11 protein-coding genes are annotated in these 16,238 nt (G+C 73.6%); 4 read left to right on the top strand and 7 right to left on the bottom strand.

The window, feature by feature from the left end; genetic code table 11:
* Positions 1 to 35: 35 nt before the first annotated feature.
* The 3 genes from AH6_RS20660 to AH6_RS20650 form a co-directional block, all read right to left on the bottom strand.
* Positions 36 to 674 carry a TetR/AcrR family transcriptional regulator gene (locus tag AH6_RS20660; protein WP_067482288.1) on the bottom strand — a complete coding sequence of 213 codons (639 nt, stop codon included), beginning with the start codon at positions 672 to 674 and terminating at the stop codon, positions 36 to 38.
* 26 nt (positions 675 to 700) lie between these two features.
* Positions 701 to 3,934 carry an acetyl-CoA carboxylase family protein gene (locus tag AH6_RS20655; RefSeq protein WP_067482286.1) on the bottom strand — a complete coding sequence of 1,078 codons (3,234 nt, stop codon included), beginning with the start codon at positions 3,932 to 3,934 and terminating at the stop codon, positions 701 to 703.
* A 100-nt stretch (positions 3,935 to 4,034) separates the two neighbouring features.
* Complete coding sequence (locus tag AH6_RS20650; protein ID WP_067482285.1) at positions 4,035 to 4,883, bottom strand: hypothetical protein; 849 nt, start codon at positions 4,881 to 4,883, stop codon at positions 4,035 to 4,037.
* Positions 4,884 to 4,927: 44 nt separating this feature from the next.
* Between AH6_RS20650 and AH6_RS20645 the strand changes: the two genes are divergently transcribed.
* Positions 4,928 to 5,764: a TrmB family transcriptional regulator gene (locus AH6_RS20645; protein ID WP_067482412.1), complete on the top strand. Its 837-nt coding sequence runs from the start codon at positions 4,928 to 4,930 to the stop codon at positions 5,762 to 5,764.
* Between the two features lie 160 nt (positions 5,765 to 5,924).
* Here the strand turns inward: AH6_RS20645 and AH6_RS20640 are convergent, their stop codons facing one another.
* Entirely contained in the window at positions 5,925 to 7,067 is a 1,143-nt protein-coding gene (locus AH6_RS20640) for a carboxylate-amine ligase (RefSeq protein WP_083983259.1), read from the bottom strand.
* 77 nt (positions 7,068 to 7,144) lie between these two features.
* Positions 7,145 to 8,056, bottom strand: a complete 912-nt coding sequence (locus AH6_RS20635) for an aminoglycoside phosphotransferase family protein (RefSeq protein ID WP_067482283.1) — start codon at positions 8,054 to 8,056, stop codon at positions 7,145 to 7,147.
* Between the two features lie 193 nt (positions 8,057 to 8,249).
* On the opposite strand from AH6_RS20635, the gene AH6_RS20630 reads away from it, so the two are divergent.
* Positions 8,250 to 10,181: a flavin monoamine oxidase family protein gene (locus AH6_RS20630; RefSeq protein WP_067482281.1), complete on the top strand. Its 1,932-nt coding sequence runs from the start codon at positions 8,250 to 8,252 to the stop codon at positions 10,179 to 10,181.
* A 76-nt stretch (positions 10,182 to 10,257) separates the two neighbouring features.
* Here the strand turns inward: AH6_RS20630 and AH6_RS20625 are convergent, their stop codons facing one another.
* Entirely contained in the window at positions 10,258 to 11,877 is a 1,620-nt protein-coding gene (locus tag AH6_RS20625) for a PucR family transcriptional regulator (protein ID WP_067482279.1), read from the bottom strand.
* 141 nt (positions 11,878 to 12,018) lie between these two features.
* On the opposite strand from AH6_RS20625, the gene AH6_RS20620 reads away from it, so the two are divergent.
* Positions 12,019 to 13,326 carry an aspartate aminotransferase family protein gene (locus tag AH6_RS20620; RefSeq protein WP_157431606.1) on the top strand — a complete coding sequence of 436 codons (1,308 nt, stop codon included), beginning with the start codon at positions 12,019 to 12,021 and terminating at the stop codon, positions 13,324 to 13,326.
* Positions 13,323 to 14,825 (top strand): CoA-acylating methylmalonate-semialdehyde dehydrogenase, encoded by a 1,503-nt coding sequence (locus tag AH6_RS20615; protein ID WP_067482277.1) that lies wholly within the window; start codon positions 13,323 to 13,325, stop codon positions 14,823 to 14,825. The genes AH6_RS20620 and AH6_RS20615 overlap by 4 nt, the downstream gene beginning before the upstream one ends.
* On the opposite strand, the gene AH6_RS20610 is transcribed toward AH6_RS20615, so the two are convergent.
* Positions 14,761 to 16,191 (bottom strand): phospholipid carrier-dependent glycosyltransferase, encoded by a 1,431-nt coding sequence (locus AH6_RS20610; protein ID WP_067482275.1) that lies wholly within the window; start codon positions 16,189 to 16,191, stop codon positions 14,761 to 14,763. The genes AH6_RS20615 and AH6_RS20610 overlap by 65 nt on opposite strands.
* Between the last annotated feature and the right edge of the window lie 47 nt (positions 16,192 to 16,238).

The raw sequence follows: 16,238 nt of genomic DNA, 5'->3' as shown, positions 1-16,238 counted from the left end.
GGCCAGGTCGGGCGGCCTTTCGCGGGACGGCGTCCCTACCCGGCGCCGTGCGGGGCCTCGGGCAGGCCGAGGAGGCGCAGGTACATCGCGGTGAGGTGCTCCACGGCCTCGGCGTGCCGCCCCGGCTCGTCGGCGACGATCCGCGCGAACTGGGCGAACATCCCGTAGGTGGCCTGGGCGATGGCGAGCGCGGGCACGGCGGGCCGGGCCTCGCCGCGCGCCGCCAGGCGGTCGATGTAGCGGGCGGTGCGGCGCATCGGCCGCTCCTGGATCTCCTGCCAGATCAGCGCGATCTGCGGGTCGGCGATGGACTGGTGCTCGATCACCGTCATCAGGTCCAGGTGGGCGGTGTAGGCGGTCAGGAACGCAGCGGTGGAGGCGCGCGCCAGCTCGTGGGCGTCGTCGGCGTCCACGCCGGGCAGCTCGTGCGCGGCCAGGAACTCGTCGCGCACCCGCCGCGCCACCGCCTGGAACACGTCGGCCTTGGAGGCGTAGTACACGTAGCAGGTCGCCCGCGAGACCCGCGCCTCCTCGGCGATGTCGGCGACGGTCGTGCGCGCGTAGCCCAGGCGGGCGAAGACCCGCGCCGCGCTCTCCAGCAGCAGCGACCGGGTCCGGCTGTCCTTGCCCGCCCGGGAGGTGCGCGCCGCCCAGGGGGCCTTCGCCTGTGCCATCGGATCAGCCTAGGGGGTCGCCGGTGTCAGGGGCGGGCACCGAACGCGGGGCGGCCGGTCTGCTCGGGTAGCAGCCGGTAGGCGTCGTGCACCCAGTCGCACAGCAGCGGGCGGCTGTCGCGCGGGTCGATGAGGTCCTGCACGCCGAACCGCTCGGCGGTGCGGAACGGCGAGGCGACGGCCGCGAGCCGCTGCCGCAGCAGCTCGATCTCGCCTTCCGGGTCGGCGGAGTTCTGTAGCTGCGCGCGGAAGGCCGCCTCCACGCCGCCCTGCATCGGCAGCGAGCCCCAGTCGCCCGACGGCCACGCCCAGCTGCGGCCGTGCCGGTGCCGGTTGACGATGCCCGCGCCGCCGACGCCGTAGACGCGCCGCAGGATCAGCTCGGCCTGCGGGACGCGCGCCTGGTAGACGGCGGTGATCGCGCGGGCCCCGTGCCGGATCGTCGCGCGGCGCTCGGCGGCCGACCCGATGGTCATGCCCGCCTGGTCGGTGAGGCTGACGACCGGCAGGTGGAAGGTCTCGCACAGGTCCACCAGCCGGGTGATCGCCTGCGCGCCCTCGGCCGACATCGTGGCGCCCCGGAACGGATCGGCGGCGATCACCCCGACCGGGTGGCCGTCCAGCCGCGCCAGGGCGGTGACGGTCGCGCCACCGTACTCGGCGTACCGGAACACCGAGCCCGCGTCGAAGACCGCCTCCAGCACCGGTTCGATCCGGTAGGGGGCACGGGGATTGCGGGGGATCGCGGCGAGCAGGGCCTCCTCGCGGCGGCCGGGGTCGTCGTTTGCGGCGATGACGGGCGGCGTCTCGAAGACGCTGCCAGGCAGGTAGGACAGGAAACGGCGGATCAGGTCGAACGCCTCCTGCTCGGTGCGCACGAACCGCTCGACGGTCCCGTTGCCCCGGTGCACCGCCGCGCCGCCCAGCTCCTCCTTGGTGAGGTCCTCGCCGGTGCCGCCGCGCACGACCGGCGGCCCGGCGGTGAACAGCTGGCCGATCCCCTCCACCATGACCGCCAGGTGCGACATCACCAGCCGCGCCGCGCCCAGCCCGACCGTGGGCCCGAGGCAGGCCGCCACGACCGGCACCAGCGACAGGTTGTCCACGACCGCGTCCCAGCCGGGGTTGACCGGGACGTAGGAGTAGCCCGCCTCCATCGCCATCTTGACGCTGCCGCCGCCGCTCGCGCCGTCCAGCAGCCGCACCACCGGCAGGCGCATCTCGCGCGCGTACTGCTCGGCGTAGACCTGCTTGGCGTGGATCGCGGCGTCGCCCGAGCCGCCCCGGACGGTGAAGTCGTCGGCCCCGAGCACGACCTTGCGGCCGCCGATCCGGGCGGTCCCGGCGACGAAGTTGGCGGGCAGCAGCGAGGTGAGGCGGCCCTGGTCGTCGTAGTCGGCAAAACCGGTCAGTGCGCCGATCTCCTGGAAGGAGCCGGGGTCGGCCAGGGCGGCGACGCGTTCGCGGACGGTCAGCCGTCCCGTGCCGTGCTGCCGTGCGATCTTCTCCGGGCCGCCCATCCGTTGGGCCAGCTCGTGCCGCCGCGCGATCTCGGCGACCTCGGGGCCCCAGCCGTCGCCGGTCCCGGCGTCGGCCTCGCGGGCCGCGTCGCCGGAGGGCTCGCCGGGCTCGACGAACACCAGCGGCGCGCCCTCGTCCACCAGGTCGCCCTTGGCCGCCGCGATCCGCCGCACGACGCCGTCCCCGGCGGCGCGCACGACGTGCTCCATCTTCATGGCCTCCAGCGCCAGCAGCGGCGTGCCCGCCCGCACCTGATCGCCCTCGGCCACCTCGACGCCGACCACCACGCCCTGCATGGGCGCGACGACCGGGACGGTGCCCTCGGGGGCGATCTCGGTCGTGGCGGCGTCCTCGGCAGCGCCGGTCGGCTCGAAGTGCACGCGGCGGGACTCGGCCGACAGCAGTTCTTCCAGGTGGGCAGCCACGAAACCGGTGTCCCAGACCCCGGCGGACGACGCGGGATGGCGCAGCACGCTCTGGAGCAGCGCGAGGTTGGCGGGCACGCCGTCGATCTGGAACTCGCCGAGCGCGTCGCAGGCGCGGTCGCGGGCGGCGGCGAAGTCCGGGCCCCAGGCGATCACCTTGGCGAGCAGTGAGTCATAGCGCAGGCTCGTGCGGTAGCCGGTGTAGCCGTAGGTGTCGACGCGGACGCCCGGCCCGGACGGCGGGGTGAACGCCGTCAGCGTCCCGGCCCTGGCGCGCGGTGTTCCGTCCGGCTCCAGCGTCTCGGCGTTGACGCGCGCCTGCACGGCGCAGCCCCGCACCTCGGGGACGCGGCCGAGCCCGACGTCGGCCAGGGACGCGCCGCGCGCCAGACGGATCTGGGCGCGCACCAGATCGACGCCGGTGATCTCCTCGGTGACGGTGTGCTCGACCTGGAGCCGGGGGTTGGCCTCGATGAACCAGAACTCCGGGCCCGAGACGAGGAACTCGAACGTGCCGAGCCCCTCGTAACGAACGGCCTCGGCGAGCCGCACCGCCGCGTCCAGGACGTGCCCGCGCAACTCCTCGTCCAGCCCCTGCACCGGCGCGACCTCGATCAGCTTCTGGTGGCGGCGCTGGACGCTGCAATCGCGGTCCCACAGGTGCCGGACGCCGGAGCCGTCCCCGGCGATCTGCACCTCGACGTGCCGGGCGCGCTCGGCCAGCGCCTCCACGTACAGGTCGCCGTCGCCGAACGCCTGCCGCGCCTCCGACCGGCACCGCTCGTACGCCTCCGCGATCCCGGCGGGGTCGTGCACCGCGCGCATCCCGCGCCCGCCGCCCCCGGACAGCGCTTTGACCATGACGGGACCGTGCTCGGCGGCAAATGCCTGCACCTCCGCCAGGCTCGTCGCGCCGGTCGTGCCCGGCAGGACCGGGACGCCGTTCTCCCGCGCGTGCGCGCGAGCCCGCGCCTTGTCGCCGAACAGCTCCAGCACCTCGGGCCGGGGTCCGATGAACGTCAGGCCCGCCTCGGCGCACCGCCGCGCGAACCCGGAGTTCTCGCTGAGGAACCCGTATCCGGGATGCACTGCGTCGCAGCCCTCCGCCAGCGCGGCGGCCACGATCGCCGCGCCGTCCAGGTAGGCGGCGGCTCCCTCACCCGGCAGCCCGCGCGCGGCGTCGGCGCGCGCGACGTGCAGCGACCCGGCGTCGTCGCGCGCGTGGACGGCCACGGCCCGCTCGCCCAGCGCGGCCGCCGCCCGCACGATCCGCACCGCGATCTCGCCGCGATTGGCCACCAGAATGCCGCTCATCCGCCCTCGCCTGGTCGTTGACGCCAACGTCAACGACCTGTCTACGCGCCGGGTGGCCCGGCCGCAAGCGGGCACTGACCGGCCCCGCGCCCGGACACCGTCACGAGGCGTTCGCGGCCAGCTCGTCGATGGCCTCCAGGACGCGGTGCTCGGCGCGGGTGAGGCGCGCGGCGCGTTCGCGCAGCGTCGCGTACGCCCTCGCCATGTCGGGCTCGGGGCAGGTGACGGCGTGGTCGGTGCGGGCGAGCTGCTCGGTGTAGCGGTCGTTCCACATCGACCATGTCCAGTCGGGCCGGCGGGCGGCCATCTGCTCGTGCCGCCCGCACAACGGCTGGACGGTCCAGAAGCCCGCCGCCCGCTCGGCCACGTCGAAGTGCACGCCCGACTCCGGCAGCGACGCGCAGTGCTCGACCGTCGGCCAGTCCGCCAGCTCGTCGATCAGGCCGACGCCTCGGCCCAGCACGTCCGCGAAGTCGGTGTCGATGGCGTAGGCGCGCGTCTTGCCGCCGTCGGTCACCGTCACCAGGCAGTTGATCCAGTGTTCCTGGTCGTAGGAGGGCCACAACTCCAGCGGCGGCGCGTCGGAGCGGATCGCCGCGCGGTCCTGCCCGGCGGCGTCGGCGAGGTCGCCCTGCCCGTCCCACGCCCAGTCGATCCGCCAGCCCGGCCAGGTGCGGCGCAGGACCTCGCGGACGGCGGCCCGCCCGGCGTAACCGCCGGCGTCCACCGCGTGGTAGAGCAGCCGCCGCCGGTCGTGGTCGACGAGCGCCCCGCCCTGCCCGGCGACGTCGTCCAGCCAGCGGTCGGCCGGGGCGCGGCCGGTGAACAGCGCGGTGGCCGCGTCCGGACCCGGCAGCAGTTCGACGGTGAGGCGGCTCGCGCCCCAGTGCGCCTCGTACAAGCCCAAGGCGCCGTCCCGCAGGACGGCGTAGTTCGCCCGATCGCCCATGGCAGGCCACGCTAACCGGTCCAGCGCGGCGTAGCATGGCGGCGATGAGCACGCAGGACGTCCTCGACCACCTCCAGCGCCTGGGCATGTCGGGCTACGAGGCCAAGGCGTACGTGGCGCTGGTCGCGGCGGGCAGGCCGGTCAACGGGTACGAGGTCGCCAAACGGTCGGGCGTCCCGCGCAGCACCGTGTACGAGACGCTCGGCAAGCTGGTGGCGCGCGGCGCGGCCTACGAGCTGCGCGGCTCGGACGCGGCCACCGACTACCTGCCGCTGCCGCCCCAGTCGTTGCTGGACCGCATGCGCCGCGAGTTCGACGGCTCGGTGGCGGCGCTCCAGACCGCGCTCCCGGCGGTGGTCGCCGCGCCCGAGGGCCACCTGATCCACAACCTCAAGGACGGCGCGGCGATGCTGGCCCGCGCCGAGGACGTGGTGGCCGGGGCGCGCCGCGACCTGTTCCTGTCGATCTGGCCGCAGGAGCTGGCGCGGCTGGAGGAGCAGGTGCGGGCGGCGGCCGGGCGGGGCGTCGAGGTGTCGGTGATGTCGTTCGGCAAGTCCGCCGATCCGCTGGGCGGCGAGCGGATCGGCGACGTCTACGAGCACCGCTACTCCGCGCCCGAGGCGGTGCTCCAGGACCTGGGGTACCGGCTGGTCGTGGTGGTCGGCGACCGGCGCGAGGCGGTGGTCGGCGGGTTCGGCGCGGACGGCTCGGCGTGGGGCATCTACACCGCCGACCCGGCGGTGGCGCTGATGGCCGCCGAGTACGTCCGGCAGGACATCGCGTTGCAGATCCTGGCCGAGCGGGTCGGGGCCGAGGAGCTGAACCGGCTGTTCGCCACCGACCCCGGCCTATTGCGCCTGCTGGGACGCGGCCGCTCTTAACCCGGTTTCGGCTACCGGCCTCGGCCTGCTGCGCTGCGGTCGCCCCTACCTCGGCCCCGGCCCCCTGCCCCGGCTTCGCCACCGGCCCCGCCCCCTGCCCGGCTTCGCCCCTGCTCCGGTCGGCTGCGTTTTCTCAGCGGAGGCCGCTCCTGACCCGGCCTCACGCCCCGCTTTCGGGGCTGGTCGCGCGCACCGCGTCGGCGACCACCTCCCGCACGTCGCCGGTGCGCTCGTACACCGCGCGCTGCCGCATCGCGCCGTTGCCGCGCTCCAGCAGGCCCTCCAGCAGCCGGTTCGCGGTCTCCAGGTCCCCGCTGCGCTCCAGCTCCGGGGCCAGGTGCTCCATCAGCACCTGCACCACCGCGCGGGCCGGGGCGGGCTGGCGGGTCACCGGGTCCACCAGGTCCTCGCGAACGCCCGACCGGCTGGCCCGCCACATCGCCAGCCGCAGCAGGTCGGTGCGGACCGCGTCGGGCGGGTCGCCGGCGCGCCACTCGCGGGCGGCGGTGCCCACCAGCGCCCGGATCAGCACGGCCATCAGCACGGTGTCGTCGGCGTTCAGGCACACGTCGGCGACGCGGACCTCCACGGTGGGGTAGTGCCGCGACAGCCGCGCGTCGAAGTAGACCATGCCCTCGTCCAGCAGCGCGCCGGTCTCCAGCAGCGCGTCGATGGTGGCCCGGTAGGCCTTGGCCGAGCCGAACAGCTCGGTCGGGCCGGTCGACGGCCAGCGCCCCCACACCTGCTGCCGCCAGCTGTCGTAGCCGGTGTCGTGGCCCTGCCAGAACGGCGAGTTGGCGCTGAGCGCCAGCAGCGGCGGCAGCCAGGGCCGGATGCGGTCCAGCACCGCCACGCCCTCGTCCGGCGAGTCCACGTTGACGTGCACGTGGCAGCCGCACGACAACTGCTCGTCGGCGGTCGGCCCGTAGGCGGCGGCCATCAGCCGGTAGCGGCGCGAAGGCGTCAGCGACGGGTGCACCGCCACCGGCGAGGTCGCCAGCGCCGCCACCGCCGCGCCCACCCCGGCCGCCGCCTGCGCGGCCGCCATGCGGGACTCGCGGATCTGCCCGGCCAGCTCGTCCGCCGAGACGCACGGCCGGGTGCCGGTCTCCAGCTGCTCGCGCTGCAGCTCGGTCTCGAACTGCTTGTCGCCGTCGGCGAACGGCATCGCCGCGTCGTGCTCGCGGGCGTAGCGGATGACCGCCCCCGACACCGCCTGCGGCATCCCCGAGTCCGGGTCCACCAGCAGCAGTTCCTCCTCGACGCCGAAGGTGCGCCGCTGTTCCTGTCCCTGATTGTCCACGTGGGAGGTCTGCCCGATCAGGCCGGATGTACTGCACGTTTTCGACGGTGTGATGAAGACGGCTCCGGCCTGCCGGTTCACGTGCGGAGAAGCACGGCCTCGGCGATGGTGCGCTGCACCTCGTTCATGCCGGGTTCGCCGTCCTCCAGGTCCCACAGGGTGTTCTGCAACGCGCGGCCCAGCGTCCAGCCCGCCGCGCGCCGCCGGTCCAGGCCCAGGACCTCGGTCATGTGGTCGAAGCGCCGCAACACGGCCCGTCCCGCGTCGCCGGTCGCGACGATGTCCTCCCACCGGTTGTCCAGCGCGGGCATCAGGTCGAAGCCGGGGTCGCCCGCCAGCGGCTCGGGGTCGATGGCCAGCCACGGCTCGCGGGCGGCGGCCAGCACGTTCTCGTAGTGCAGGTCCCAGTGCAGCAGCCGGTCCCCGCCCTCGTCGGCCAGTTCCTTGACGGCGCCCACGCACGCGTCGGCCACGCGCCGCTGGTCGCCGGGCAGGGCGGGCAGCAGGTCGGGGGCCTGGTCGAGCATGCCGTGGGCGATGTCGGTGAGCCGCCGTATCCCCGGCGGCGCGGGCAGCGTCACCAGCCGCGCCAGGATGCCGGTCAGCAGGCGCAGCGCCTCGGCGTCGTCGGGCACGTCGGCCAGCGAGCGGTGGTCGTCGAGGCGTTCGAGCAGCAGCGCGCCGCGCTCGGGGTCCTCGCGCAGCAGCCGGACCGCCCCGTCGCCGTCCCAGGCGCGCAGCGCGACGGGCTCGCCCTCGGTCTCCTCGTTGGCCAGGCGCAGCTTGAGCACGGCGGGGACGCCGTCGGCGTCCCGCACCGGCAGCACCAGCGCCGCCATGCCGTGCCGGATCGCCCCGTCGCGGCGCAGCCCCCACGCGTCCAGCGTCTCGGCCGCCAGCTCCGGCAGCCGCGCGAGCCACGCCCGGCCCGCCTCTCCGTTGGCGCGCTCCTGCACTTCGGCCAGGGCGGCCGGCACCTCGATCCTCATGATCGGTCCAACGCGGCAGAGGCCCGGAACGCTCCAGTACTCCGCATTGTCACGACGAACGAACCGCGTGTGAAAGGCGGTCCTTGTTTCCGATCCGTCGCCTCGTGGAAGATCTTCCGAGGGGCTTGTGATCGGGGGATCAATGTCGGAAGACAATTCGTACAAGCCTGTCTATTCCGACAAGGAACTCGGAATGGATAGGAAGATCAGCCGTCGGGACTTCCTCGACGGCGTGGCGGTGACCGCCGGGGTGGCCGCGGCGGGCGGCCTGCTGTCGGGCTGCGCCGCGGGCGAGTGGGGCGGCATCCACGACAAGGTCGTCGAGCCGCCGGACGGCTGGAACTACGCGGGCAAGGGCGACCCCGCCTACCCGCCCGCGATGACGGCGCTGCGCGGTTCCACCAACCCGGCGCTGCGCATCCCGCACGAGCTGCGCGACGGCATCTTCTGGTCGGGCGACCGCGACGTGCGCTCCAGCGGCGAGCACTACGACCTGGTCGTGGTGGGCGCGGGGATCAGCGGCCTCAGCGCCGCCTACTTCTACCGGCAGCAGCACCCGGGCGCCAGGATCCTCATCCTGGACAACCACGACGACTTCGGCGGCCACGCCCGCCGCAACGAGTTCCACCCCGACGGCAAGCTGATCATCGGGTACGGCGGCTCGCAGTCGATGGAGGGCCCGTCGGTGTGGAGCCCGGTCGCCAAGAAGCTGGTGGCCGACCTCGGCATCGAGATGAAGAAGTTCGAGAAGTTCTACGACCAGGACTTCAACAAGCGGTGGAAGCTCAACGACTCGGAGTTCTTCACCCGCGACCTGTTCTCCCGCGACCAGCTCGTGGTCATGGAGGGCGACGCCCAGACCGCCGCGTCGATGCGGAACGCGCCGATGTCGGAGGCAGCCAAGGCCGCCTACCTGGAGCTCCAGGACAAGCCCAAGGACTACATGCCCGGCCTGTCCGACGCCCAGAAGAAGGAGCGGCTGGTCGGGCTCACCTACCGCGAGTACCTGCGCGACTACGCGAAGATGCCCGAGGAGGTGCTGAACTACCTCCAGACCTACACCAGTGACGAGTGGGGCTTCGGGATCGACGCGTTCGGCGCCATCGACTCCTGGGCGCTGGAGTACCCCGGTTTCGACGGGTTGAAGTTGGATCGTTCCAAGCCTTACCGGTACTGCGGCCCGACGGTCCAGATCCAGTGGAACGAGGACGACCCGTACATCTACCACTTCCCCGACGGCAACAACGGCATCTGCAAGCTGCTGGTCGGGCAGCTCATCCCGGGCACCGGCGCGCCGCGCACCATGGAGGAGGAGCCGCTCGCGAAGATCGACTACTCCAAGCTGGACGTGGCGGGCAACGACGTGCGGCTGCGGCTGAACGCCCCGTGCGTGCGCGTGCAGCACACCGGCGGCGACATCAACTCCAAGACCGTGGACGTCAACTTCTTCAAGGACGGCAAGGTCTACCAGTGCACCGCCGGCGGGGTGGTGATGGCCTGCTACAACACGATGGTCCCGTACCTGATGCAGGACCTGCCCTCGCCGCAGAAGCAGGCGCTGTTCTACGGCACCAAGCTGCCGATCGTGTACGCCATGGTGCAACTGCGCAACTGGCGGGCCTGGGAGAAGCTGAAGATCTACTACACCCGCTTCACCAGCGGCGACTGGGTGGTGGCCGAGCTGGACTACCCGGTCAGCATGGGCGGCTACGAGTTCTCCAGGGACCCCGACCAGCCCGTCCTGGTGCACATGATCCGGATGGCGACGCAGCCGGGCTACCGCAACCCGCGCGGCGGCATCGGGCCCGGCCGCCGGGACCTGTTCAACCGCCCCTACGCGCAGTTCGAGCGCTCCATCCGCGACCAGCTCGCGCGGCTGCTCAAGGACGGCGGCTTCGACCCGGCCACCGACATCCAGGGCATCACCGTCAACCGGTGGGGGCACGGCTACGCGCTGGAGTACGGGCGTCCGTGGGCGGACTTCTGGCCGGACGGCCCGCTGCCCTCGGTGGAGGGCCGCACGCCGTACGGGCGGGTCACCATCGCCAACTCCGACTCGCAGAACCGCGCCTACGCAGACGCCGCGATCGACGCGGCCTGGCGCGCGGTCCGCGAGCTGAGCTGAGGCACAGACCGCGAACCGGCCTGAGGCACGGACCGCGAACCGGGTGGGACGCGGTCCGGGCCGAAAGACGCCACGGCTAGGAGCGTTCCCAGCGCACCGAGCTGAGCGCCAGCAGCGCCACGTGCAGCGACACGCACGACTCGACGTCGTCCAGGTCGGCGTCCAGCACCCGCTCGATACGGCGCAGCCGCTCGTAGAACGCCGGGCGCGACAGGTGGGCCTGCTGGGCCGCCACCGCCTTGTTGCGCCCGGCGTCCAGGTACAGCTCCAGGATGCGGGTCAGGTCGCTGCCGCGCTGGGCGTCGTACTCCAGCAGCGGCCCGAGCTCGCGCTCCACGAACGTCTGGAGCCGCGCGTCGTCGCGCAGCAGGTGCAGCAGCCCGCGCACCCGCAGGTCGGGCAGCCGGTAGAACAGCCGGCCGCCCGAGCCCCGGCAGGCCACGTCGGCGACCTGCTCGGCCTCCTGGAACGAGCGCCGCACGTCGCGGATCGACTCCACCACCGACCCGGTCGCCATCACGCAGTCGCCGCCGGACTGCTTGCGGACGCGGGTCGCGACCTCGTTCAGCGCGGTCTCGGCGTCGGCGCGGGCGGGCAGCGAGGCCAGCACGCCGACGCGGGCGTGCGGGGAGCCCTCGTCCAGGACGCCGACCAGCGCCGCCAGCCGGGCGTCCTTGCAGGCGGCGGCCGCGACCTCGGCCAGCTCCGACAGCTCGGCGGCGGGGGAGGCGGGCGCGGTGGCGCTGCGCGGCCGCAGCACCACGCCCAGCAGGCGGCGTCCGGCCAGCGGCACGCCCAGCGCGCGGGCGCGCGCGGCGGCCTCCTGGGGGTCGGAGTAGGAGTGCTCCAGGATGCGGGCGATGATCGTGCCGTGCGCCTGGCGCTCCATGCTCTCGGCGTGCCGGTCCAGCAGCCGGCCGAGCGCGAGGGTGGTGGCGGCGCGCTCGATCAGCACGGTCTCGCGCGGGCTGGGCGGCGCGCCCAGCACGATGATCAGCCGGCCCCAGTCCTCGCCGCGCGCGCCGACGGTGGTGACCAGCCAGCCCGACGACTCGTCGTAGGCGGTGCGCTGGTCGGGCCGCACCGCGCGCGAGCGCGTCTCCCACGCCGACAGCAGCTCGGCCGGGTCGCCGCCGTCGGCGTCGGCGGCCAGCACCTGGTGGGTCAGGTTCTCCAGCACCACCGGGTTGCCGCCGAGCGCGGCGACCTGCCGCACCACCTCGTCGGTGGAGGCGCCCTCCACCGACAGCTGGGTGAAGATCTCGTGCAGCTGCTCGGAGGCGCGCAGCTCGGCGAACTGGTCCTGCACGATGCGCGCGTGCACCGACTCGGTGATGTCGACGAACGCGGGCTCGTGCGCCAGCACCACCACCGGCAGGCCGTGGTCCTCGGCGGCGGCGATCAGCGCGGGCGGCAGCACGCTGGCGTAGCGGCGGCCGAGCTCCACCATCAGCCCGCTCACCCCGACCTCGGCCAGCTCGCCGATGTAGGCGCGCAGCCGGGCGGGCTCGTCGGGCAGCGCGATGCCGGTGGTCAGCACCAGCTCGCCGCCGTGCAGCAGGTGCGCGATGTCGGTGACCTCGGCGACGTGCACCCAGCGCACCCGGTTGCCGAGCCGGTCGCCGCCGGCGACCACGCGCGGCTGGCCGCGGCGCAGCGCGTCGAGCTGGAGCACGTCGGCCAAGGTGGGAAGCACCCTCCGGATGATATCCGGACACTTCGTCAGGACGGGTGACCGCGCCGTTACAGAGTGCCGGATGCACACCGTCAATCCGCGGGCCCCGGTCCTGACACTCTGCCGCTGGCCGCGCGGCGGGCCCGCGCGGAGACTGGGGCCATGGCCGAACACGCGACTCTCCTCCAGCGCCACCGGGCCGTGATGCCCGGCTGGCTCGCCCTGAACTACGCGGCGCCCATCGAGCTCGTCGGCGGCAAGGGCGCCCGCGTCACCGACGCCGAGGGCCGCTCCTACCTGGACTTCTTCGCCGGCATCCTGACCAGCATGATCGGGTACGACGTGCCCGAGGTGCGCGAGGCGGTGGAGCGGCAGATCGCCACCGGCGTGGTGCACACCTCCACCGCCTACCTGCTGCGCGGGCAGATCGAGCTGGCCGAGAAGATCGCCCGGCTGTCGGGCATCCCGGACGCCAAGGTGTTCTTCTGCAACTCCGGCACCGAGGCCAACGAGACCGCGCTGCTGCTGGCCACCTACGCCCGGAAGACCGACCAGGTGCTCGCCATGCGGCAGAGCTACCACGGCCGGTCGTTCGGCGCGATCGGCGTCACCTCCAACCGGACGTGGAAGAACAACTCCTACTCCCCGCTGAACACGCACTTCCTGCACGGCGCCGACCGGCACCTGCCGCAGTTCAGGGGCCTGTCGGACGCCGAGTACATCAAGGTGTGCGTCGCCGACCTGGAGCACGTGCTGGCCACCGCCACCGGCGGCGACGTGGCCGCGCTGATCGCCGAGCCGATCCAGGGCGTGGGCGGCTTCACCGCCGCGCCCGACGGGCTGTTCGCCGCCTACAAGGAGGTCCTGGAGCCCTACGGCGCCCTGCTGATCTCCGACGAGGTCCAGACCGGATGGGGCCGCACCGGTGACAGCTTCTTCGGCATCCAGGCGCACGGCGTCACCCCCGACGCGATGACCTTCGCCAAGGGCCTCGGCAACGGCTTCGCGGTGGGCGGCGTCGTCGCGCGCGGCGACCTGATGGACGCCCTGCACGCGGTGGGCCTGTCCACCTTCGGCGGCAACCCCGTCTCCATGGCCGCCGCCAACGCCACCCTCGACTACGTGCTGGACCACGACCTCCAGGCCAACGCCGCCCGCCAGGGCAAGACGATCATCGGCGGGCTGCGCGAGGCCGCGCCCCGGCTGCCGATCGTCGCCGACGTGCGGGGCCGGGGCCTGATGTTCGCGGTCGAGCTGGCCGACCCCGGCACCGGCGCGCCCTCGCCGGAGCTGGCGGTGGCGCTGATGGAGGCGACCCGCGAGCGTGGTCTGCTGGCGGGCAAGGGCGGGCTGTACGGCAACGTCGTGCGCATGGCCCCGCCGCTGACCCTGACCGACGCCGAGGCCGCCGAGGGCCTGGGCATCCTGATCGACTCCCTGGAAAACGTGAACGAGGCCGCCACCACATGACGACCAAGCACATCACCCACTGGATCAACGGCAAGCCCTTCGACGGCGCGGCCGGACGGCGCGGCGACGTCTACGACCCCGCCGCCGGGACGGTGTCCGGCGCCGTGGACTTCGCCGGGACGGCCGAGGTGGACGCGGCCGTCGCCGCCGCCAAGGCCGCCTTCCCCGCCTGGCGCGACGCCTCGCTGTCGCAGCGCGCCAAGGTGCTGTTCCGCTTCCGCGAGCTGGTCGCCGGGCACCGCGACGAGCTGGCGCGGCTGATCTCCGCCGAGCACGGCAAGGTCGTGTCCGACGCCGCCGGAGAGGTCGCGCGCGGCCTGGAGGTCGTGGAGTTCGCCTGCGGCATCCCGCACCTGCTCAAGGGCGGGTTCTCGGAGAACGTGTCGTCGCGGGTGGACGCCTACTCCATCCTCCAGCCGCTCGGCGTGGTCGCCGGGATCACCCCGTTCAACTTCCCGGCCATGGTGCCGATGTGGATGTTCCCGGTGGCGATCGCGTGCGGCAACACGTTCGTGCTGAAGCCGTCGGAGAAGGACCCGTCGGCGTCGGTGCGGCTGGCCGAGCTGTGGTCCGAGGCGGGCCTGCCCGACGGGGTGTTCAACGTCCTGCACGGCGACAAGGCGGCGGTGGACGGGCTGCTGGAGCACCCCGACGTGAAGGCCGTCAGCTTCGTCGGCTCGACGCCGATCGCCCGCTACATCTACGAGACCGCGGCCCGCAACGGCAAGCGCGTCCAGGCCCTCGGCGGCGCCAAGAACCACATGGTCGTGCTGCCCGACGCCGACCTCGACCTCGCCGCCGACGCGGCGGTGTCGGCGGGCTTCGGCTCGGCCGGGGAGCGCTGCATGGCGATCTCGGTCGTCGTGGCGGTGGACCCGGTCGGCGACGAGTTGCTGGCCAAGGTCAAGGAGCGCGTCGCCAAGCTCACGATCGGGCCCGGGGACAACCCGGAGTCGGAGATGGGGCCGCTGGTCACCCGGCAGCACCGCGACAAGGTCGCCTCCTACCTCGACAGCGGCGTGGCGCAGGGCGCGACGCTGGCCATCGACGGCCGCGAGACGCCGGTGCTGGGCGGCGGCGGGGACGGCTTCTGGCTCGGCCCGACCGTCCTGGACCACGTCACCCCCGAGATGGACGCCTACCGGGACGAGATCTTCGGCCCGGTGTTGTCGGTGGTGCGCGCCGGCTCCTACGAGGAGGCGATGGCGCTGCTGGACGCCAACCCCTACGGCAACGGCACCGCCATCTTCACCAACGACGGCGGCGCGGCCCGCCGCTTCCAGAACGAGGTGGAGGTCGGCATGGTCGGCATCAACGTGCCGATCCCGGTGCCGATGGCCTACTACTCCTTCGGCGGCTGGAAGTCCTCACTGTTCGGTGACAGCCACGCCCACGGCATGGAGGGCGTGCACTTCTACACCCGCACCAAGGCCGTCACGGCGCGGTGGCTCGATCCGAGTCAAGGCGGAGTGAACCTCGGGTTCCCCACCAACGGCTGAGGGTTCCATCGGCGGCCCCACCGGCCGCCGCACCGACCGGCCCTGTCGCCCCGCCATCCCCGTAACGGCGGGGCGACAGGGCCAACCCCACCGCCAGGCACGCGAAGGGCGCGGCCGGGACCACGTACCGGTAGTCGAAGTCGGCGCTGGCGATGGGGAACACCAGCAGCGTCACCGCCGTGCCCCAGGCCAGCAGCGACGCGCGCCGCCGCCGTCCCAGCACGATCCCGGCGGCCCCGGCGGCGAAGACCACGCCCAGCGCCGGGCCGGGCAGGTACACCGCGCGCTGGTAGGCGGCGATGCGGCCCGCGTGCGGCTGGACGACGCGGCTGGGCTCGCCGGTGCGCCCGTAACGGATCGCGTCGCTGAGCGCGGTGCCGTTCCCGCCGCCCCAGCCCTTACCGCCGGGAAAGAGTTGCGGGCGTTCGGGGAAGTGGTACAGCCCCTCGGTGGCGGCCGTCGGCACCGGGTGACGGTGCGGGCCGAACGCCATGCCGAGTCCGTCGCCGATCTCGCGGACGTAGTCGCCGGGCTGCGCGAGGATCGCGCGGATCGCGAAGTCGCGCAGGACCTTGTTGGCCTCGGGCGCGGTGACGTTCTCGTACACCCGCCGGGGCGGGACCTCGCTGCGCCAGATGAGATGGCCCGGGGCCATGTGCTGGGCCTTCAGCTCCGGGCTCAGGCACAACGCCTGCATGTGGGAGGGCGGCCGCATCTTCGCGCAGTCGGCGAACACCGCCGTGCGCCCCCACAGGTAGATGCCGTCGCTGCTGGTCAGCGCGTAGGTGCCGTGCGCGGAGTGGAACCAGGCCGCGTACGCCACCAGCGGCACGGCCGCCGCCGCGCCGAACGCCAGCGCGGGCCGCCAACCCCCGCGCCACAGCAGCAGGCACAGCAGCACGCCGGGGATCAGCGGCGCGCCCGCCGACCGCACCAGCACCGCGAACCCCAGCAGCAGGCCCGCCGCCAGCGCCGCCGCCCAGCCGGGCGCGGCGCGCGGGTCGCCGACGCGCCACAACAGCAGAGCCAGGGCGGTGGCGATGAGGAAGGTGAACAGCGCCTCCGACATCAGCAGGTGTTCCAGTTCGACCTGGTAGGCGTCGTAGAGCACCGGCAACGTGACCAGGGTGGCGACCCAGCCCCGCAGGCCCGCGCGGCGCAGCACCGTGTAGCCGAGGACGCCGACCGCCAGTCCCATCAGGTGCTGGAGGACCGCCACGGCGGTCAGGCTGTGCAGGGGTTCCAGCAGCCGCAGCAGGAACGAGTAGCCGAGCGTCTTGCTGGGGGAGGGCTCGGGACGCAGCGCGCGGCCCAGGTAGAAGTAGGAGTCGCCGGTGAACCACAACACACCGGGGTGGCCGCGCACCGCCGTCCAGCGGACCAGCGCCGCGCCCGCCAGGGCGACCAGGAAGA

It is taken from the genome of Actinomadura hibisca NBRC 15177, from assembly GCF_001552635.1.
Taxonomy (GTDB): Bacteria; Actinomycetota; Actinomycetes; order Streptosporangiales; family Streptosporangiaceae; genus Spirillospora; species Spirillospora hibisca.
The sequence above is the reverse complement of the archived record's forward strand: the minus strand, read 5'-3'. Positions and strand labels throughout refer to the sequence as shown.